Below are 18,156 nucleotides of genomic sequence, written 5' to 3'. Positions count from 1 at the left end.
CCCATGAAAGGGGAAGGGCACGGACGAATCCAGAGTCCCCGAAATGCACGGACACATTCCGGGTGCTGGTCTGCCTCGCCCTGGCATTCGGCCACCCCCGCGGGCTCTACCCTTGACTGGTGACCGACGAGACCGTGACCGCCCAGCGGCTGGTGCGCCGCTTCGCCCGTGAGACCAACCTGCTCGTGTCGGGCCGGGACTTCTCGGTCATCGGGACGGATGGCGTGGCCGAGGCTCTCCGCGCTCTGCTTCCGGCGCTCGGTGCGCATCTCGGCGACGCGGGGGTCGTGTTCGCGCCGGGAGGGACGCCCGAGATCCTGCTCGACGGTGAGGCGCTGCCGCCCCGCGAGAGGGCCGAGGATCGCGTCGATGCGGCCGGACGCCATATGCCCGTCGCGACCGACCGTGCGCGGCGTCTGCGCGAGAACGGCACGGTGCGCGGAGTGCGCATCGGCATCGCGATGGTGCTCGAGCCGAAGACCGCCCAGCTCGCCCTGCTGCTGCGGGATGCGGGAGCCACGGTCGCCGTCTACGCCCACCCCGATGAGATCGACGTCGAGGTCGCCGAGGTGCTGCGTTCCCGCGGGATCCCGGTCGACGGCGATCCCTCGCTCTCGGGAGCCGCCGAACGCGCCGCCGCCGTGTCGTTCCTGCGCCGCGGCTTCGACCTGCTGCTCGACGACGGCTCGCACCTGATCCGCCTCGCGCATGAGGAGTCTCTCGCGCCGCAGCTGCGAGGTGCGGCCGAGGAGACCACGAGCGGTCTCACACCGCTGCGGCTCATGGAGCGGGAGGGCGTGCTCGAGATCCCCGTGATCGCGGTGAACGACGCCCTGACGAAGACCTCCTTCGACAACCGGTACGGCACCGGGCAGTCGTGCGTGTTCGCGATCGCGGACGCGTTGGACGACGCCGGCATCGACCTTCGTGACCAGCCGGCGGTCGTGGTCGGCTACGGGCCCGTCGGCGAGGGCGTCGCCGCCCATCTGCGTGCGCTCGGCGTGCAGGTCGGCGTCAGCGAGACCGATCCGGTGCGCGCCCTCCGGGCCGCGCACGACGGGTACCGCATCGGACGTCTGCACGATCTCGCCCCCGGTGCGCTCGTCGTCTCGGCCACAGGGGCGCCGCACACGGTCGACGCCGAGGTGCTGCGCACGGCGGCGATCGTCGCGGTCGCGGGTGGGGTCCCACACGAGATCGACCTCGATGCGTCGACGCTGCGACCGTATGAGGGTGTGAACGGCGAAGCCTCCGCTTTCGTCGAGCGCGCCGGCACCGGAGCGCTCGTGATCGCCCGCGGCGGATGTGTGAACCTGTCCGCGGGGGAGGGCAACCCGATCGAGATCATGGACCTGTCGTTCTCGGTGCAGCTCTTCGCCGTCGAGCACCTTCTCGCCCACGAACTGCCCGCCGGCGTGCATCCGCTCCCGGCCGAGGCCGACGTCACGATCGGCACCGCCGCTCTCGCCCTGCGCGGAGAGCACATCGACCAGCGCAGCCGCGCGCAGGTCGACGCGCAGCGCGAGTGGCGCTCGCCGCGATTCCGAGGAGAGTCCGCATGACCGCCGTCACCGTCTACTCGGCAGGTCTCGTGGTGCCGATCACCGCGCCTCCCATCGTCGACGGCGCGGTCGCCGTGCGCGAGGGGCGGATCATGCATGTCGGCGAACGCGAGTGGGTGCTCCGATCGCTGTCCGAGCGCGGCATCGACGCGGACGAGGTGCACTGGCCGGGCGTGCTGACCCCCGGACTCGTGAACGCCCACACGCACCTGCAGTACACCGGCATGGCCTCGGTCGGCCGTGGCCAGTACGACGGCTTCGACGACTGGGTGCGGGCATTCGACCCGGTGTACGAAGGCGGTCGCGACTGGGCGGCGGATGCGGCGGACGGCGCGGCTCAGGCGCTGCGCTCCGGTACGACGGCCGTGGCCGACGTGGTGACCGATCGTGCGGCGGCGACCGCTCTGCACGACGCCCGGCTGCACGGCATCACCTACTGGGAGGTGATGAGCTGGACCAACGCCGACTGGGCGCGCACCGGACGCACCCAGGTCGAGCAGGCCCTCGACGCGCTGCCGACCCCGCCCGGAACCGGCCTGTCGCCGCACGCCCCGTACTCGCTCGACATCGAGCCGCTCCTGGAGATCCCCGACATCGTGCGCGAGCGCGGCGGGCGCATCCACATCCACCTCGGAGAGGCCGCGTTCGAGAGCGAGTTTGCGCACGAGCATCCACAGGCCTGGCATACCGCGGGGCTCGCCAGCTTCCAGGAGCTGCGCAAGGCCGGATTCGGTACCAGCGCCACGGAGTTCGTCGATCAGCTCGGCGTGCTCGGGCCCGACTGCCACATCGCCCATGGTGTCTACATGAGCGCCAGGGACCGTGCCATCCTGCGCGAGCGCCGCACGACCGTGGCCCTGTGCCCGCGGTCGAACGCCGTCATCGGACTCGAGGAGCCGCCGATCGCGGCGTATCTGCGCGAGGGCAGCCCGATCGCCGTGGGCACCGACTCGCTGTCGTCGAGCCCCTCGCTCGATGTGCTGGCCGACGTGGCAGAGCTCGCGCGCATCGCCCGCTCGCAGGGCTACACCGACCGCGACCTGCACGCCCGCCTGCTGGGCGCCGCGACTCTCGGCGGGGCGCACGCCATGGGGATCGACGTGGGCCCCGACCGCACCGGCTACCTCGCTGTGGGGGCGCTCGCCGACCTGACGTTCTTCGACGTCCCGGCCGGCCCCGACGCCGTTCCCGAACTCGTCGAGCACGGGGCGGGCCGCACCGCTGCCACGATCGTCTCCGGCGAGGTCCGTTTCGCGATCGACTCCTTCGACCGCGCCGCGGTCACCCCCGAGACCGGAGGTGTCTCATGACACAGCGCCCCACGACCGCCGAGCGGCTCGACCTCGCCCCGCACCCCGAGGGTGGGTGGTTCCGCCGAACCTGGACGAGCCCTCTGCCGGTCGAGACGCCGAACGGTCCACGACCGGCGGCCACCTGCATCCACTACCTCCTGCGTCCATCGGAGAAGAGCGAATGGCACGTCGTGACCAGCGACGAGCTGTGGCTGTGGCACGGACCTGGGCGACTCGAGCTGAGCCTCGGCGGCGATGGCGCGGAACCGGGCGAGGCGACCGCCGTGGTGCTCGGCCCCGACGACGCCGCGCAGGTGCTGGTGCCCGCCGGGGTCTGGCAGGCCGCCCGTCCGCTGGATGCGGAGGAGGTCCTGGTGTCGTGCTTCGTGTCCCCAGGTTTCGATTTCGCCGATTGGCGACTGGCCGCATCGCCTACTCTGTAGAGGCAGACCCGTCTCTGCAGAAGCAGACCCGTCCTGCCTCGCCGTCTTCTCCATACCCTTCCTCGCCCTGGAGTCATCGTGCCCTTCGCCCCCTCCCTCCGCCGCGCGACGGTCGTCGCCGCTGCGGCCGCCGCCATCGCCCTCACCCTCTCCGCGTGCAGCACGCCGTCGACCGACTCCGGCAGCGGAGACGGCTCGGGACTTCCGACCGTGACCGAGGGCAAGCTCACCATCGCCACGGGTGAGCCCAACTACGAGCCGTGGTTCGTCGACGACGACCCCTCCAACGGCGAGGGCTTCGAGGGTGCGGTCGCCAACGCCGTCGCCGAGCAGCTCGGCTACACGGCCGACGACATCGTCTGGGTGCGCACCACCTTCGATGGCGCCATCGCCCCCGGCCCCAAGGACTGGGACATCAACCTGCAGCAGTTCTCCATCACCGACGACCGCAAGAAGGCCGTCGACTTCTCGTCGCCGTATTACACGACCACGCAGGCCGTCGTCGCGGTCGGCGGCTCGCCCGCGGCGTCGGCCACGACCATCGACGAGCTCAAGGCCACCAAGGTCGGCGTCGCCAGTGGCACCACCAGCTACACGGTCGCCAAGGCTCAGCTCGGCGAGGCCGACCTCAACGTCTTCAACTCGGTCGACGACGTCGTGCTCGCACTCAAGGGCGGTCAGATCGACGCCATGATCACCGACCTCCCCGGCGCCTTCTACGTCGTCGGCGCCCAGCTCGACGATGGCGTGGTCACCGGACAGTTCGCCGACGCGAACGGCGGAGACGACTTCGGCATCGTGCTGCCCAAGGGCTCAGCCCTCACCGCCGATGTCACCAAGGCGGTCGACGCCCTGCGCGACAACGGCACGCTCGACGAGCTGCAGCAGAAGTGGCTCAGCGACGCGGTCGACGTCCCCGTCCTGAAATGACCTCGACCTCCGTCGACGCGGAGTGGCAGCCGAGCGAGCTCGAGCTGTCACGCCGCGCTCTGCGGCGTCGGGCGACCACCCGATCCGTCCTGATCGCGTTCGGCAGCAGCATCGCGCTGTTGGCGGTGCTGATCGTGGTCGTCGTCAACACCCCGGGTTGGGCGATCGTCAGCCAGACGTTCTTCGACCCGCAGGTCGCACTCCAGAGCATCGGACCGATCTTCCAAGGCCTGCTCGTCAACCTGCTGGTGCTCGTCATCGCCGTGGTGTGCGTCGCGATCCTCGGCACGCTCCTGGCCACCATGCGCTCGCTGCGCGGCCCGGTGTTCTTCCCGCTGCGCGCGCTCGCCGCGGCCTACACCGACTTCTTCCGCGGCATCCCGCTGCTGATCGTGCTCTACCTCGTCGGCTTCGGCATCCCCGCGCTGGGGATCTTCCCGCGCATGCCTCCGATGTTCTGGGGCACGATCGCGCTGGTCCTGACCTACTCGGCCTATGTCGCCGAGGTGCTCCGTGCGGGCATGGAGGCGGTGCACCCCTCGCAGCGCATCGCGGCGCGCTCGCTCGGACTCACTCACGGCCAGACCCTGCGGATCGTCGTGATCCCGCAGGGTGTGCGCAAGGTCGTCCCCGCACTCATGAACGACTTCGTGTCGATGCAGAAGGATGTCGGTCTGATCTCGGTGCTCGGGGCGGTCGATGCGGTGCGCGCGGCTCAGCTGATGGTCGCCGAGACCTACAACTTCACGCCCTACGTCGTCGCCGGCCTCATGTTCATCGTGCTCAGCTGGCCGATGATCCGCCTGACCGATGTCGTCACGGCGCGTCTGAACAAGCGCGAGCAGGCCGGAGGAGTCGTATGAGCGTCCCCGTGATCGAGGCCAGGGGCGTGCGCAAGCGCTTCGGCGACCACGACGTGCTGCGCGGCATCGACCTCTCGGTCGGCACGCACGAGGTCGTCGTGCTGATCGGCGCCTCGGGCTCCGGCAAGTCGACGCTGCTCAAGACCATGAACCTCATCGAGGGCATCGACGACGGACAGATCTTCCTGTCCGGCGAAGACATCACCGACCCGCGGGTCGACGCCGATGCCGTGCGGGCGCGGATCGGTGTCGTTTTCCAGCACTTCAACCTGTTCCCGCACCTCACCGTGCTCGACAACGTCACGCTCGCGGCGGTGCGCGTGCACGGCATGCGCAAGACGGAGGCGCGGGCCAAGGCGCGCGAGCTGCTCGATACTCTCGGGCTCGGCGCCAAGGCCGACGAGTATCCTGACCGGCTCTCGGGCGGACAGCAGCAGCGCGTGGCGATCGTGCGCGCCGTCCTCACGCAGCCCGAGGTGCTGCTGCTCGACGAGATCACCAGCGCGCTCGACCCGCAACTGGTCGGCGAGGTGCTCGACCTGGTGCGGCAGCTGAAGCAGCAGGGCGCCACGATCGTGATGGCGACCCACGAGATGTCGTTCGCCCGCGAGGTCGCCGACCGCATCGTGTTCCTCGAGCACGGCGTCGTCGTCGAGCAGGGCCCGCCCTCTCAGGTGTTCGACGCCCCGCAGCACGCCGCCACCGCGGAGTTCCTGGCACGCGTGCAGCACTGAGTCGAGGTGCTCGACGAAGCGCTCAGGCGAGCTCGTCCTCCGGCCGTCGAGGACTCGGGTCGGGCGGCAGGATCTCGATCGGATGCGCGGCGGTGCGCTGAGCCCGCCACCAGATCACGAAGCCGATCGCGGTGAAGACGCCGTAGAACACGTACATGAAGCCCGTCGCGTAGTAGCCCGAGCTGAACAGCAGGGGCACCCCGACCACGTCGACGGCGATCCAGACCAGCCAGAACTCGGTCCAGCCCTTGGCCATGCCGTAGGTGGCGAGCAGCGACCCGACGAATGTCCAGGCGTCTGCCCAGACCGGCTCCCACGACCCCAGCAGACGGAACAGCGGCGTGAGGGCTACGGTGCCGACGACCATCACCAGCACCATGCCGATGCGCGCGCTCGTCGGTGCCCAGCGCGGCACCACACGTCCGCCGTCGAGATTCCGCCAGCGGATCCAGCCGTAGATCGCCACGGCGATGAACATGATCTGCCGCCCGGCCTGACCCAGCAGATGCGGCAGTGACGGATCGGGGCTGAGTGCGGAGCCCAGGAACACCGTGAGCAGCAGCAGGTTGCCGATGATGCCGACCGGCCACGCCCACACCTTGCGACGCATGCCGCCGAGCGCACTCGCGAGACCGAACGCGTTGCCCACGACCTCGCGCACCAGGAGCGTCTGCCCGCCGGGCAGCATCCACTGTGAGTTGAAGGCGTCGACGAACCACTCGAGCAGGTTCATCGTCAGGAACCGGCGTCGGGCTCGACGCGGTCGTCGAGCACCAGCTGCAGCATGCTCAGATCGAGCCAGCGCCCGAACTTGGTGCCCACCTGCGGCATGCGTCCGACCTCGACGAAGCCCAGGCGTTCGTGCAGGGCGATGGAGGCGGCGTTCCCGCTCTCGATCCCCGCGATCATCACGTGCATCCCCGCGGCGGTGGCGCGCTCGACGAGCGCGGCCATCAGGGCCGTTCCGATGCCGCGACCGTGCTGACCGCCGAGAACGTAGACCGAGTGCTCGACCGTGAGTCGGTAGCCGCTGTGGGGACGCCACTGCGCGTATGACGCGTAGCCCAGCACGCCGGTGTCGTCGACCGCGACGATGACCGGGTAGCCGCGGGTGGTGCGATCGGCGAGCCAGGCGACGCGGTCGGCGAGGTCGACCGCCTCCTCGTTCCAGATCGCGGTGGTGTGCAGCACGGCATGGTTGTGGATCGCGGTGATCGTCTCGAGATCGGCGGTCTCGGCATCCCTGATTCGCACGGCTGTCATCGGCGGGCGGTCTCTCTTCTTCAGCGCTTCGGGTGCGCGTGCTTCGTCGGCGCTCGGGTGCGCATCGCCGACGCTAGCAGGAGGAGCCGGCGTCCGGGGGGAAGCAACCGAACAGTTACGCAGCTCAGCCCACGGGCCTCGCGCTCACGGCCTCGCGCACGAGGATCGCGCGCCTCATGTCGACCATGATCGGGTCGAAGAAGCGCTCCCGATAGCGGGCCTCGCTCACGGCGGAGAACACGAACGGCAGGGCCGCGATCACCGAGAGCAGGGTGGCCGCCTTGAGCAGGTTCACGGTGAGCGGCAGCTTCGCTCCGAAGAACTCCAGAGGCTGGACGGCGAGCGGCTGCGCGGCGCTGCCGGGGCCGAGCCAGATGCCGACGACCCCCGTGGGGACCGCGATGCCGCCGATCACGATCAGCAGCGCCGCGAGGAGACCCGCGAAGAACAGCGCCTGCACCAGCTGCGCGACGGTCATGGCGAGCAGGATGTTGATGCGCTGCGGTGCGCGCAGTCGACCCGGAGCGCCGGGCACGAGGCGGCGCCCTTCGGCGGGGGTGCCGAGCAGCAGTGCGCTTCGCTGTTCCGCCGTGGGCGCCTGCGCGTCGTCGTCGATCTCGGAGGCGCTGACCCGCAGCACGACGATGCCGGCGAGCACGGCGACGACGAGGCCGAGCAGGGCGATCGATCCCCAGGACAGGGCGGACGCCATCTGCCACACCTCGGCCGAGAAGAAGGAGAACACGACCAGCATCAGGATGACCGGGAGAGCGATCGAGGCCATGTGTCCGATCGCCGAGGCGTTGCGCACCGCGAGGCGCGAGGCCCAGGAGATCATCGCGCCACCGCCCATGCCGGTGACCAGGATGCAGAGAGCGAGGACGAGGATCGTCCGCAGGACCGGACCGACGGTCGCATCCGGCTGGACGCTGTAGCCGTAGCTGATCGTGAAGGCGAGGCACGCGGCGATCAGGAGGAGTGCGACTGCCGTGCCGATGCCCATCGGGAGGCGACGCAGCACGGCGCGCACCAGGAAGTAGGCGGCCCAGGCGAGCCCTGCCGAGAGCGTGAAGAGCACGACGGCGACGACCACGACGAAGGCGGCCTCCTCGGCCGAGTCGTCGAGGGCGAAGTCGAACACGACCTCGATCCCGTCCTGGAAGAGATAGGCCGCCACAGCGACCCAGGCGATCAGCGGCGCCACGCGTCGCGGAAGGTCGGTGAACCAGCGCCGCAGCGGCACGAACGTCGGAAGGCCCTGTTCGCGGAACCAGCGGTCGGCGTCGCGCTTCGTGCTGTGCGGCTTCGGCGAGGGCGGGGACGTGGGCATGGCGATGAGATTACGGCATCCGCGATGCCCGAGTTATCCACAACCCTTCTGAAGCTTCGAATATATGTTCTAAACTGGAGACATGGCGAACCCGCATCTGAACCCCGTCCTCGAGGCAGTGAAGTGCCTCGAAGACGCGTGGGGCGATGCGACGAACGCGAGCGACCTGACCCGAGCGGAGCTGCTCGAGGCGCACCGGGCGTTGGGGCTGGTGCAGCGTCGGCTCGACGGCGTCCACGCCGAGATCGCGGCGAGCATCGCCCGGGAATCGCGTCCCGAACTGGGAGCTGCGGGTCTCGCGAAGCAGCAGGGCTTCCGCAGCCCGGCGACCATGATCGCCGCAACGACCGGCGGATCGACAGGCGACGCGGTGCGGCTCGTGAAGGTGGGGGAGGCGACCGCGCCTCGGACGAACCTGATCGGCGAGCCCCTTCCGCCGCGGTATCCCGAGGTGCAGCGGGCGATCGGTGCCGGCGTGCTCGGTGCGGCATCCGCGGCGCTGATCGTGACCCTGCTCGATCGGGCGCGACTCAAGGTCGGCGTCGACCGCCTCCTCGAGGCCGAGCGACTGCTCGTCGAGCGTGCCGAGGGGCTCTCGCTCGATGATGTGCGCAAGCTCGTCGCGCATGCCGAAGCCTGGCTCGACCCCGACGGTGTGGCACCGCGCGAAGAAGAGGCCAGGTCGCGGCGCTCGCTGACCATGTTCGAGCGCGACGGGTCGCTGCACCTCACCCTGCAGACCGACATCGCCTCCGGGGCTCCCGTGAAGGCGGCGATCCAGGCCTACGTCACGGCGACGTTCCAGGCGCGGGCGCACGCGCTCGACCCCGAGGCGCCCGATGCCGACCGTCGCACGGTCGGAATGATCCAGGCCGACGCGCTCACAGAGATCTGCGCGCATGCGAGCGGATGCGACAACGGCGGGCTGCCGGTGTCCGGGGCGACCGTCGTCGTCCGTGTGGGGCTCGGCGACCTGACGACCGGCGCCGGGTTCGCGACGGTCGACGGCCTCGACGAGCCGGTCAGCATCGCTGCATGTCGTCGGATGGCGGCGGGCGGTGGCATCATCCCCGTCGTGCTCGGCGGAGAAGGCGAGATCCTCGACTGGGGACGCGAGAAGCGGTTGTTCACCCGTGCGCAGAGGCTCGCGCTCGTGGAGCGCGACGGCGGCTGTGTCATGTGCGGGCTGCCCCCGCAACTGACCAGGGCGCATCATCTGCGCTGGTGGCAACGTGATGGCGGATCGACCGATCTCGACAACGGCGTGCTGCTCTGCGACAGCTGTCATCACCGCATCCACGACAACGAGTGGGAGATCAGGATCGAGGGGTGCGGCTTCGCCGCGCGGGTGTGGCTCATCCCGCCGCCGAACGTCGACCCCGAGCGCAGACCGAGACTCGGCGGCAGAGCCCGGTACGACATCGCGGCGTGAGGGTGCCGTCTGCTCGGACAGACACCTTCGTCGCGCTCGCCGGTGGACTCAGCGCGCCGAGGTCGAGGCGGTCTCGATGGATCTCAGTCGGGAGGTGATGGTGGCGAAACCCGCTGACCAGGCGGTGCCCAGCCCCGCAGCCGTGGCTCCGGCAGCAGTGAGTTGGCCCCCGGACTCGTCGATGGCGGCGAAGACGAACCAGACCGCGGCCGCACCGATCCCCACGATGGCGGTGGCGGAGATCAGGCGCCGGGTCCGACGCAACTGCGTGGCGTGATCGGTGCTCATGCTCCGATCAAACCGGAGCGGACGACAGGCCACATCCCCCGCACGGCGGACGCTCAGGCTCAGGCTCAGGCTCAGGCTCAGGCTCGGGCTCAGACGTGCACGTCGGCGGGGGATTCCTCGCCCTCGTGGAAGTTGGGCGTCTTGCCGAACAGCCGCGCGATGCCCAGCACGATCCCGACGATGACCAGTCCCAGAAGAAGACCGGCGATCGCGGAGATGATCGTGTCCACGATCCAGACCACGACCGGACCGAGGCCGTGGAGCGCGTGCTCCACGGCGTGCAGCATGTCGACCGGGAAGTGCCAGCCCACCTCGCCGAGGTTGACGAGCACCAGGTGGCCACCGACCCACAGCATCGCGACCGTGCCGAGGATGCTGATGAACCGGAAAACCGCGGGCATGGACCGCACGATCCTGGTGCCGGTGTGACGCACGCGCTGCACCGGGTTCTTCGCCATCTTCAGGCCGATGTCATCGATCTTCACCAGCAGCGCGACGGCGCCGTAGACGACGCCCGTCATCAGAAGCGCGATCACGGCGAGGATCGCCAGGGTCGCCCAGATGTCGAGGCCCTTGTCCAGGCTCGCCAGCGAGATCAGCATGATCTCGGTCGAGAGGATCAGGTCGGTGCGCACCGCACCCAGCACGAGCTTCTTCTCATCGCGCGCGCCTTCGTCGGCGTGGCCGTGCTGCACGCCGAACCACTCCAGCACCTTCTCGGCACCCTCGAAGCAGAGGTACGCGCCACCCAGGATCAGCAGATACGGCAGCACCCAGGGCGCGAACGCGGTGAGCAGCAGGGCGGCCGGGATGATGATCAGGAACTTGTTCGCAAGCGACCCCAGAGCGATCTTGCCTACGACGGGCAGCTCCCTGGCCGGTGTGAGGCCCTGCACGTACTGCGGGGTGACCGCGGCGTCATCGATCACGACGCCGGCCGCCTTCGCCGACGCCTTCATCGCAGCGCTCAGGATGTCATCGACGACGGCGAGCAGTCCAACGGACATGGGCGGTTCCCCTCGGCAGGTGTGCAGTGCGGAGGCAACTCTATCGAGTCGGAGGGGCCTGGAAACTCACAGCCCGCTCCCAGGGCCACGGGACCAAAACGGGCCGCTCGTCGGTTCTCCTTCTATGACGCCGCAGCCAGCGGCGTCGGACAAGGAGTCAGATCATGTCGAACGACTACCGCAAGACCCCCGAGGCCGTCAGCGGCCTCAGCCACCTGCAGTACGAGGTGACCCAGGAGGACGCGACCGAACCGCCGTTCCGCAACGCGTACTGGAACAACCACGAAGACGGCATCTACGTCGACGTCGTCTCGGGAGAGCCCCTGTTCTCGTCGACAGACAAGTTCGACAGCGGCACCGGGTGGCCGAGCTTCACCAAGCCCATCGAGGCGGACGCGGTGACCACGCGCACCGACCGCTCGCTGTGGATGAAGCGCACGGAGGCGCGGTCGGCCGGGGCCGACAGCCACCTCGGGCACGTCTTCGACGACGGGCCCCGCGCCGAGGGCGGACTGCGCTACTGCATGAACTCGGCGGCCCTCCGCTTCATCCCGGCTGCCAGTCTGGAGGAGGAGGGGTACGGTCGCTACAGTCCCCTCTTCGCCGCGACGACGGACACCCCCACCACCGACACCCCCACCGACACCTCTGAGGAGCAGTCATGACCGACACGGGAAACATCACCCGCACCCCTGGCACCGAGACCGCCGTGCTCGCCGGCGGCTGCTTCTGGGGCATGGAAGACCTGATCCGCCGCCAGCCCGGTGTGCTCAGCACCCGGGTCGGCTACACCGGCGGCTCGAACGACCACGCCACGTACCGCAACCACCCCGGTCACGCCGAGGCGGTCGAGATCGTGTTCGACCCGGCCCAGACGACCTACCGCGACATCCTGGCGTTCTTCTTCCAGATCCATGACCCGTCGACCCTGAACCGTCAGGGCAACGACGTCGGGTCGAGCTATCGCTCCGCGATCTTCCCGCTCTCCCCTGAGCAGGAGACGGTCGCCCGCGACACGATCGCGGATGTCGACGCCTCCGGCCTCTGGCCCGCGAAGGCCGTCACCACGATCGAGCCTGCCGGCCCGTTCTGGCAGGCCGAGGAGGAGCACCAGGATTACCTGATCAAGTACCCCAACGGCTACACCTGCCACTTCCCCCGTGCGGGATGGGTGCTGCCGAAGCGCGACGAAGCCGCCGCCGTCTGACGACAGCGGTCTCCGGCTGCGCGTAGCCCGGTCGTTTCGACCGGGCTACGCCTCTGCCAGGAACGCCACGGCCGCGTCCTTGAAGTCACGCGAGCCCGGGGCGTTGAAGTGATTCCGGTTCGGGATCTCGAAGAATCGTCCGTCGGGGGTCGCTGAGGCCAGCGCCCGCGAGCCCTCGATGATGGCGTCCTTCGATCCGGTGGCGAACAGGATGGGCCGGGTCGGCGCATCAGAGGGGTCGGGGTCGATCATGCCCGACGCCCGCATACCCTCCGCGAGTGCGACCAGCGCCTGCAGGTCGTTGCCCGGCACCCGCTCGGTCAGCGCGATGTAGTTCTGGGTCGTCCGATCCGCCACCGGCGTGCCGTCGGCGATGTATCTGCGCACCTGGTCGAGATCCAGGCGGGCCAGCGGAATGCCGTCAGGAACTCCGCCCAGCACCGCGCGTCCGATGCGGTGCGGCAGCTCGCGCACCACCTCCCAGCCCACGCGCGCACCGAGCGAGTACCCGACATAGAACGCGTCGTCGACGAGATAGGTGTCCATCACCGTCTCGACATCGGTGACGAGGGTGCGGATGCGGTAGCCGTCGGGGTTGTGCGGCTTCTCGCTGAGCCCGTGCCCGCGCTGGTCGAGCGCCAGCACGCGATAGCCCGCGCGGGTGAGCTCACGCACCCAGCCGGTCAGCACCCAGTTGTCGCGTGCGTTCGAGGCGAAGCCGTGCACGATCACCACGACGGGGGCGTCAGGCTCGCCCCAGGTGTAGGTCGCCAGCCGGGTGCCGTCGGCGGCGTACACCTGCTGGGGCTCGGGCATGCTGGTCAGGTCGGAGAGAGGGACGGCCACTCCTCCATCTTGGACCCGTTCCCGGGTCGTCGGCGCAGGACGGTTCCCCCGGGAAAGGCGACACGACGAAACGGCCTCCCGGGGACGAGGTGTCCCCGGGAGGCCGTGCGGATCAGGTGACCGTGCGGATCAGGTGACCCAGCCGATCAGATGATCGTGCGGATCAGAAGCGCGCACGCAGCGCGGCGCCGAGGTCGGCGTCGACGTTCGTCCAGTACTGGAAGAAGCGCTCGCGGATCGCGTCGATCGTGATCGAGCGCCCCTGGCCGGTGAGGGTCTCCAGGAAGCGCGCCCGCTGCTCGGCGTCGAAGACCTCGCGGTAGAGCGTGCCGGCCTGGCCGAAGTCGTCGTCTTCGGAGTGCAGGGTGGCGGCGGCGCGCATGAGCTCGCCGTCCGACTCCCAGCTCGCCTCGACGCCGGCCGCGGGATCGGCCTCGGGGCCGCCCGCAGCGCCGTAGGAGTTCGGGGTGTAGGTGCGGTGCTCGGCCGGGTTGAACCGGTACTGCATCTGCCCCTCGTGCATGTAGTTGCGCACCTCGGCGGCGTGCGGCTGGTTCACCGGCAGCTGGTTGTAGTTGGCGCCGATGCGGTAGCGCTGCGCGTCGGAGTAGGAGAACACGCGGGCCATAAGCATCTTGTCGGGCGAGATCCCGGTGCCGGGCACCTGGTTCCCCGGCGAGAACGCGGCCTGCTCGATCTCGGCGAAGAAGTTCTGCGGGTTGCGGTTCAGCGTGAACGTGCCGACCTTGATGCGCGGGTAGTCCTTCTTCGACCAGGTCTTCGTGAGGTCGAAGGGGTTGAAGCGGTAGTCCTTGGCCTCGTCGTACGGCATGATCTGCACGAACACATCCCACGAGGGGTTCTCGCCGCGCGCGATCGCGTCGAACAGGTCGCGACGGTAGTAGTCGGCGTCCGAGCCGGCGAGCTTCTCTGCCTCGTCGGCCTCCATGGTCTCGAAGCCCAGGGTGGAGAGGAAGTGGTACTGCACCCAGAACCGCTCGCCGGCCGCGTTCACCCACTGGTAGGTGTGCGAGCCGTAGCCGTTCATGTGGCGCCAGCTGCGGGGAAGGCCGCGGTCGCCCATGAGGTACGTGACCTGGTGGGCGGTCTCGGGCGAGAGCGTCCAGAAGTCCCACTGCATGTCGGCATCGCGCAGACCCGAGTCGCCGAGGCGCTTCTGCGAGTGGATGAAGTCGGGGAACTTCATGGCGTCGCGCAGGAAGAACGTGGGGGTGTTGTTGCCGACGATGTCGAGGTTGCCCTCGGTCGAGTAGAAACGCAGCGAGAATCCGCGCACGTCGCGCCAGGTGTCGGGCGACCCCTGCTCTCCGGCGACCGACGAGAAGCGGATGAGTGTCTCGCTCACGGCGCCGGGCTGGAACACCGCGGCCCTGGTGTACGCCGACACGTCTTCCGTGACGACGAACTCGCCGAACGCGCCGCCGCCCTTCGCGTGCGGGTTGCGCTCCGGCACACGCTCCCGGTTGAAGGAGGCGAGCTTCTCGACCAGGTAGCGATCGTGCAGGACGGTGGGGCCGTCGGCGCCGACCGTGAGGGAGTGCGCGTCGCTCGCGACGGGGGTCCCGGTCTGGGTCGTGGTGGCAGGTTTCGTCATGGTGTTCTCCTTCTCCTTATCCGCATCCGTGCAGGCGCGACGAACACCCCATCCGAGGATGGGCGATCGGCGGACTGCTACTGTGCGGCGTTCTGGCAACTGGGACAGAGGCCCCAGAAGGTGACTTCGGCTGTCTGGACGGTGAATCCCCCCGTCGAGGACGGGGTGAGACACGGCGCTTCACCGACGACGCAGTCCACATCGCCGATGGCACCGCAGGAGGTGCAGACGACGTGATGGTGGTTGTCGTCGATGCGCCGCTCGTAGAGCGCCGCGGAGCCTGCCGGTTCGATCCGGCGGATGAGGCCCGCCGTCGTCAGGTCCGCGAGGATGTTGTGCACCGACTGGATCGACGTGGTCGGCAGCACTTCGGACACAGCGCGGTAGAGCCGTTCCGCGTCTGAATGGGCCATGGAGTCGAGAGCCTCGAGAACGGCGACGCGGCCCGCGGTCGCACGAAGCCCGGCACCGCGAAGCGCTGAGTCGAGTTCCGTCTCCATGCCTTGAGTGTACCCCGTGATTTGAATAACTCAAAAGAAGGAATGCCGGGATGCTGCCTCGGGTCCTTCAGGCCGTTCGGACCTCACCCAGGTGAAGTGGAAAAAACCTGTCGGCTCCGGTGACGCCTCCTGTACTCTGGGCAAAATCTCAGCTTGAGCGACGAGGACGTCGCTTCTGCGACGCGAGGGGGCCTCGATGCATTCTCAGACCAGCACGTCCGGTGCCATCCAGCGAGTGCGCGAGCGGCGACGCGAATCGTTCCTCGCTCGTCTTCGGCTCTCCCGGGCGCGTCGCAAGCCCTTCGCCGTCGTCGCACTGCTGACGCTCGTGCTCGCGGGTCTCGTCGTTCCTGCGACGACGGCGGCGGCCGCCCCCGGTGACGCCGCCCAGCTCTACCTCGGCCCGTCTTTCGAGGCCGCGGTGGTGGGATCCGACAAGGATCTGACCGCGCCGACCGAGTGCCCATCGAACTCCGTGCTCACGGGAGTGCAGACCGAGAACCGCCAGAACATCAACCCGACCAGCGCGAATGCCATCCTGACGCGCTTCGCCGTGCAGTGCTCGACGATCACGGTGAGCAACGCCGGCGTCGTCACCGGCACCGTGAACCCGACGTGGATCAACGGCCCGGTCTACGACCAGAGCCGGGGCAACCTGCGGACCGGCACGTGTCCCGCCAACACGTTCGTGCATCGCATCACCGGCACGACCTTCGTCGGCGACGGGGTGGCACGCTGGCCGTCATCCGTCCAGATCACCTGCCGACCGATGATCCTCACCGCAGCCGGGCAGCTCCGTGTCAACCTGGCGGCCACCCCGACGGTGCTGACCATCGGCGAGAACTTCAACACCACCGGGGGGCTCCAGACTCCGACCCCTCGCTGCGGTCCCGGGACCACGACCGGCACGAGCGACATCGTGGTGCGCGGCTACCGCGCGCAGAGCGGCGGCGAGGGCATCGACGGATTCAACCCCTCGTGCGCCACCATCCCGGACGACTTCGGCGATGCTCCCGCCAGCTACGGCTCCGCCTCCCACGAGCTGAACGCCGCGACGTATCTCGGATGGTCCGCCGACACCGAGGCGGCGATGCAGTACAGCGCGAACGCGACCGGTGACAACCAGGTCGGCGGCGCGGCCCCGAACCAGTTCATCAACGACGAGAACGGCGTCTCGACATTCGGGCCCATCACGGCCGGCATCACGAGCAGCTACTCCGTATCGGTGCTGGTGGCGAACAAGGCGCCGGGAACGAACGCGACCCTCGTCGGCTGGGTCGACTTCAACCGAAACGGTGTCTTCGACGCCAACGAGGGTGTCTCCGCGCCCGTGCCTGCAGGAACTGCGGACGGTTCGTCCGTCACGCTCACGTGGCCGGGGATCATCTCCCAGACGGTCGCCGGCCCGACGTTCGCGCGATTCCGGATCGCGAACGGCACGGATCTGACGACGGCGACTCCGACGGGTGCCGCCATCACCGGCGAGGTGGAGGACTACGCCCTCACCATCGCCGCCGTGAACCCGGGGATCTCGCTGGTCAAGTCCGCGACACCCTCCGGCCCGGAGGCCTTCACCGTCGGGCAGGTCATCGACTACTCGTTCTTGGTGACCAACACGGGCGACGTGACTCTCACCGACGTCGCGGTCACCGAGACCGCGTTCGACGGCTCGGGGACGATCTCGCCGGCAGTGTGTCCGACGACGACCCTCGCCGCCGGCGCCTCGACGACCTGCACGGCGAGCTATACGCTCACACAGGCCGACATCGACAGAGGCTCCCTCTCCAACACGGCGACGGCGACGGGAACACCTCCGGGCATCCTCGTTCCTCCGGTGTCTCCCCCCTCCACTGTGACGGTGCCCGCCGCGGCGGCCCCGGCGTTGACGGTGGTCAAGAGCGCTGACACGACGGAGATCACTTCGGCGGGTCAGACGATTGCGTATTCGTTCCTGGTGACGAACACCGGCAATGTGACGTTGACGGACGTGAGTGTGGATGAGACGGCGTTCACGGGGACGGGGACTGCTCCGGTGGTCACGTGTCCGGCGGGTGCGGCATCATTGGCTCCTGAGGCGGCGGTCACGTGCACGGCGACGTATACGGGTACTCCGCCGTCGGGTGAGCCGCCGGTGTCTCCGCCGTCGACTCTGGAGATTCCGGTGGTGCCGGCTCCGGGGATCACGGTGGTGAAGTCGGCGGATGCGACGGAGATCAGTTCGGCGGGTCAGACGATCGCGTACTCGTTCCTGGTGACGAACACCGGCAATGTCACTCTCACCGATGTGAGTGTGGATGAGACGGCGTTCACGGGGACGGGCACCGCTCCGGTGGTGACGTGTCCGGCGGGTGCGGCGTCGCTCGCGCCGGGGGCCAGCGTGACGTGCACGGCGACGGTACTCCGCCGTCGGGTGAGCCGCCGGTGTCTCCGCCGTCGACTCTGGAGATTCCGGTGGTGCCGGCTCCGGGGATCACGGTGGTGAAGTCGGCGGACACGACGGAGATCAGCTCGGCGGGTCAGACGATCGCGTACTCGTTCCTGGTCACGAACACCGGCAATGTGACGCTGACGGACGTGAGTGTGGATGAGACGACCTTCACGGGGACGGGGACTGCTCCGGTGGTGACGTGCCCGGCGGGTGCGGCGTCGTTGGCTCCGGAGGCTGCGGTGACGTGTACGGCGTCGTATGTGGTGACGCAGGCGGATGTGGATGCGGGTGGGGTGTCGAACACGGCGACGGCGACGGGTACTCCGCCGTCGGGTGAGCCGCCGGTGTCTCCGCCGTCGACTCTGGAGATTCCGGTGGTGCCGGCTCCGGGGATCACGCCGGCTCCGGGGATCACG

General features: G+C 69.1%; 19 protein-coding genes. 11 read left to right on the top strand and 8 right to left on the bottom strand.

The features are described from left to right. Positions 1-119: 119 nt before the first annotated feature. The 6 genes from ASD13_RS15710 (at position 120) to ASD13_RS15685 (ending at position 5,824) form a co-directional block, all read left to right on the top strand. Positions 120-1,562: an adenosylhomocysteinase gene (locus ASD13_RS15710; protein WP_055871300.1), complete on the top strand. Its 1,443-nt coding sequence runs from the start codon at positions 120-122 to the stop codon at positions 1,560-1,562. After that, complete coding sequence (locus ASD13_RS15705; RefSeq protein ID WP_055871297.1) at positions 1,559-2,872, top strand: amidohydrolase family protein; 1,314 nt, start codon at positions 1,559-1,561, stop codon at positions 2,870-2,872. Before ASD13_RS15710 ends, ASD13_RS15705 begins: the two co-directional genes overlap by 4 nt. Next, positions 2,869-3,297 (top strand): cupin domain-containing protein, encoded by a 429-nt coding sequence (locus tag ASD13_RS15700; protein WP_055871295.1) that lies wholly within the window; start codon positions 2,869-2,871, stop codon positions 3,295-3,297. The genes ASD13_RS15705 and ASD13_RS15700 overlap by 4 nt, the downstream gene beginning before the upstream one ends. A 78-nt stretch (positions 3,298-3,375) precedes the next feature. Beyond that, positions 3,376-4,227, top strand: coding sequence for an ABC transporter substrate-binding protein (locus ASD13_RS15695; RefSeq protein WP_055871287.1), 852 nt, complete (start codon positions 3,376-3,378; stop codon positions 4,225-4,227). Next, on the top strand, positions 4,224-5,090 hold the full coding sequence (locus ASD13_RS15690; protein ID WP_017829818.1) for an amino acid ABC transporter permease: 867 nt from the start codon (positions 4,224-4,226) through the stop codon (positions 5,088-5,090). The genes ASD13_RS15695 and ASD13_RS15690 overlap by 4 nt, the downstream gene beginning before the upstream one ends. Then, a complete protein-coding gene (locus ASD13_RS15685; protein WP_055871285.1) occupies positions 5,087-5,824 on the top strand; it encodes an amino acid ABC transporter ATP-binding protein in 738 nt (245 codons plus the stop codon). Before ASD13_RS15690 ends, ASD13_RS15685 begins: the two co-directional genes overlap by 4 nt. Before the next feature lie 22 nt (positions 5,825-5,846). On the opposite strand, the gene pnuC is transcribed toward ASD13_RS15685, so the two are convergent. The 3 genes from pnuC to ASD13_RS15670 form a co-directional block, all read right to left on the bottom strand. After that, positions 5,847-6,557 carry a nicotinamide riboside transporter PnuC gene (gene pnuC / locus ASD13_RS15680; RefSeq protein ID WP_055871280.1) on the bottom strand — a complete coding sequence of 237 codons (711 nt, stop codon included), beginning with the start codon at positions 6,555-6,557 and terminating at the stop codon, positions 5,847-5,849. Positions 6,558-6,559: 2 nt separating this feature from the next. After that, on the bottom strand, positions 6,560-7,087 hold the full coding sequence (locus ASD13_RS15675; protein WP_055871278.1) for a GNAT family N-acetyltransferase: 528 nt from the start codon (positions 7,085-7,087) through the stop codon (positions 6,560-6,562). 124 nt (positions 7,088-7,211) lie between these two features. Next, positions 7,212-8,417, bottom strand: coding sequence for a hypothetical protein (locus ASD13_RS15670; RefSeq protein WP_055871275.1), 1,206 nt, complete (start codon positions 8,415-8,417; stop codon positions 7,212-7,214). 82 nt (positions 8,418-8,499) lie between these two features. Between ASD13_RS15670 and ASD13_RS15665 the strand changes: the two genes are divergently transcribed. Further along, positions 8,500-9,849, top strand: coding sequence for an HNH endonuclease (locus ASD13_RS15665; protein WP_055871273.1), 1,350 nt, complete (start codon positions 8,500-8,502; stop codon positions 9,847-9,849). Between the two features lie 48 nt (positions 9,850-9,897). On the opposite strand, the gene ASD13_RS15660 is transcribed toward ASD13_RS15665, so the two are convergent. Both ASD13_RS15660 and ASD13_RS15655 read right to left on the bottom strand, forming a co-directional pair. After that, positions 9,898-10,137 carry a hypothetical protein gene (locus ASD13_RS15660; protein ID WP_055871270.1) on the bottom strand — a complete coding sequence of 80 codons (240 nt, stop codon included), beginning with the start codon at positions 10,135-10,137 and terminating at the stop codon, positions 9,898-9,900. An 89-nt stretch (positions 10,138-10,226) separates the two neighbouring features. After that, entirely contained in the window at positions 10,227-11,144 is a 918-nt protein-coding gene (locus tag ASD13_RS15655; protein ID WP_017829806.1) for a DUF808 domain-containing protein, read from the bottom strand. 164 nt (positions 11,145-11,308) lie between these two features. On the opposite strand from ASD13_RS15655, the gene msrB reads away from it, so the two are divergent. Together msrB and msrA are read left to right on the top strand one after the other, a co-directional pair. After that, a complete protein-coding gene (gene msrB, locus ASD13_RS15650) occupies positions 11,309-11,809 on the top strand; it encodes a peptide-methionine (R)-S-oxide reductase MsrB (protein WP_055871267.1) in 501 nt (166 codons plus the stop codon). Then, complete coding sequence (gene msrA, locus ASD13_RS15645; protein ID WP_055871264.1) at positions 11,806-12,351, top strand: peptide-methionine (S)-S-oxide reductase MsrA; 546 nt, start codon at positions 11,806-11,808, stop codon at positions 12,349-12,351. The genes msrB and msrA overlap by 4 nt, the downstream gene beginning before the upstream one ends. 45 nt (positions 12,352-12,396) lie before the next feature. Here msrA and ASD13_RS15640 read toward each other — a convergent pair whose 3' ends face one another. The 3 genes from ASD13_RS15640 to ASD13_RS15630 all read right to left on the bottom strand — a co-directional run bounded on the left by ASD13_RS15640 (position 12,397) and on the right by ASD13_RS15630 (position 15,312). Further along, on the bottom strand, positions 12,397-13,197 hold the full coding sequence (locus ASD13_RS15640; RefSeq protein WP_157535658.1) for an alpha/beta fold hydrolase: 801 nt from the start codon (positions 13,195-13,197) through the stop codon (positions 12,397-12,399). 163 nt (positions 13,198-13,360) lie between these two features. Then, the gene (locus ASD13_RS15635) at positions 13,361-14,812 is read right to left on the bottom strand and encodes a catalase (protein WP_017829798.1); all 1,452 of its coding nucleotides are present in this window, start codon (positions 14,810-14,812) and stop codon (positions 13,361-13,363) included. A 77-nt stretch (positions 14,813-14,889) separates the two neighbouring features. After that, positions 14,890-15,312, bottom strand: coding sequence for a Fur family transcriptional regulator (locus ASD13_RS15630; RefSeq protein WP_017829797.1), 423 nt, complete (start codon positions 15,310-15,312; stop codon positions 14,890-14,892). Positions 15,313-15,508: 196 nt separating this feature from the next. On the opposite strand from ASD13_RS15630, the gene ASD13_RS15625 reads away from it, so the two are divergent. Together ASD13_RS15625 and ASD13_RS17835 are read left to right on the top strand one after the other, a co-directional pair. Then, complete coding sequence (locus tag ASD13_RS15625; protein ID WP_055871261.1) at positions 15,509-17,794, top strand: DUF7507 domain-containing protein; 2,286 nt, start codon at positions 15,509-15,511, stop codon at positions 17,792-17,794. Continuing rightward, positions 17,695-18,156, top strand: a 462-nt coding sequence (locus tag ASD13_RS17835) for a DUF7507 domain-containing protein (protein WP_442922331.1), incomplete at its 3' end; no start/stop codon positions are given. The genes ASD13_RS15625 and ASD13_RS17835, both read left to right, overlap by 100 nt.

Origin of the sequence: Microbacterium sp. Root1433D1 (assembly GCF_001426835.1) — a bacterium.
Taxonomy (GTDB): domain Bacteria; phylum Actinomycetota; class Actinomycetes; order Actinomycetales; family Microbacteriaceae; genus Microbacterium; species Microbacterium maritypicum.
This window is presented reverse-complemented; position numbering and strand designations above follow the sequence as displayed.

Coding starts and splice junctions, on each gene's coding strand:
- ASD13_RS15705 (WP_055871297.1), top strand. CDS start 1,559: ATGACCGCCGTCACCGTCTACTCGGCAGGTCTCGTGGTGCCGATCACC.
- ASD13_RS15700 (WP_055871295.1), top strand. CDS start 2,869: ATGACACAGCGCCCCACGACCGCCGAGCGGCTCGACCTCGCCCCGCAC.
- ASD13_RS15690 (WP_017829818.1), top strand. CDS start 4,224: ATGACCTCGACCTCCGTCGACGCGGAGTGGCAGCCGAGCGAGCTCGAG.
- ASD13_RS15685 (WP_055871285.1), top strand. CDS start 5,087: ATGAGCGTCCCCGTGATCGAGGCCAGGGGCGTGCGCAAGCGCTTCGGC.
- pnuC (WP_055871280.1), bottom strand. CDS start 6,557: ATGAACCTGCTCGAGTGGTTCGTCGACGCCTTCAACTCACAGTGGATG.
- ASD13_RS15675 (WP_055871278.1), bottom strand. CDS start 7,087: ATGACAGCCGTGCGAATCAGGGATGCCGAGACCGCCGATCTCGAGACG.
- ASD13_RS15670 (WP_055871275.1), bottom strand. CDS start 8,417: ATGCCCACGTCCCCGCCCTCGCCGAAGCCGCACAGCACGAAGCGCGAC.
- ASD13_RS15665 (WP_055871273.1), top strand. CDS start 8,500: ATGGCGAACCCGCATCTGAACCCCGTCCTCGAGGCAGTGAAGTGCCTC.
- ASD13_RS15660 (WP_055871270.1), bottom strand. CDS start 10,137: ATGAGCACCGATCACGCCACGCAGTTGCGTCGGACCCGGCGCCTGATC.
- ASD13_RS15655 (WP_017829806.1), bottom strand. CDS start 11,144: ATGTCCGTTGGACTGCTCGCCGTCGTCGATGACATCCTGAGCGCTGCG.
- msrB (WP_055871267.1), top strand. CDS start 11,309: ATGTCGAACGACTACCGCAAGACCCCCGAGGCCGTCAGCGGCCTCAGC.
- msrA (WP_055871264.1), top strand. CDS start 11,806: ATGACCGACACGGGAAACATCACCCGCACCCCTGGCACCGAGACCGCC.
- ASD13_RS15635 (WP_017829798.1), bottom strand. CDS start 14,812: ATGACGAAACCTGCCACCACGACCCAGACCGGGACCCCCGTCGCGAGC.
- ASD13_RS15630 (WP_017829797.1), bottom strand. CDS start 15,312: ATGGAGACGGAACTCGACTCAGCGCTTCGCGGTGCCGGGCTTCGTGCG.
- ASD13_RS15625 (WP_055871261.1), top strand. CDS start 15,509: ATGCATTCTCAGACCAGCACGTCCGGTGCCATCCAGCGAGTGCGCGAG.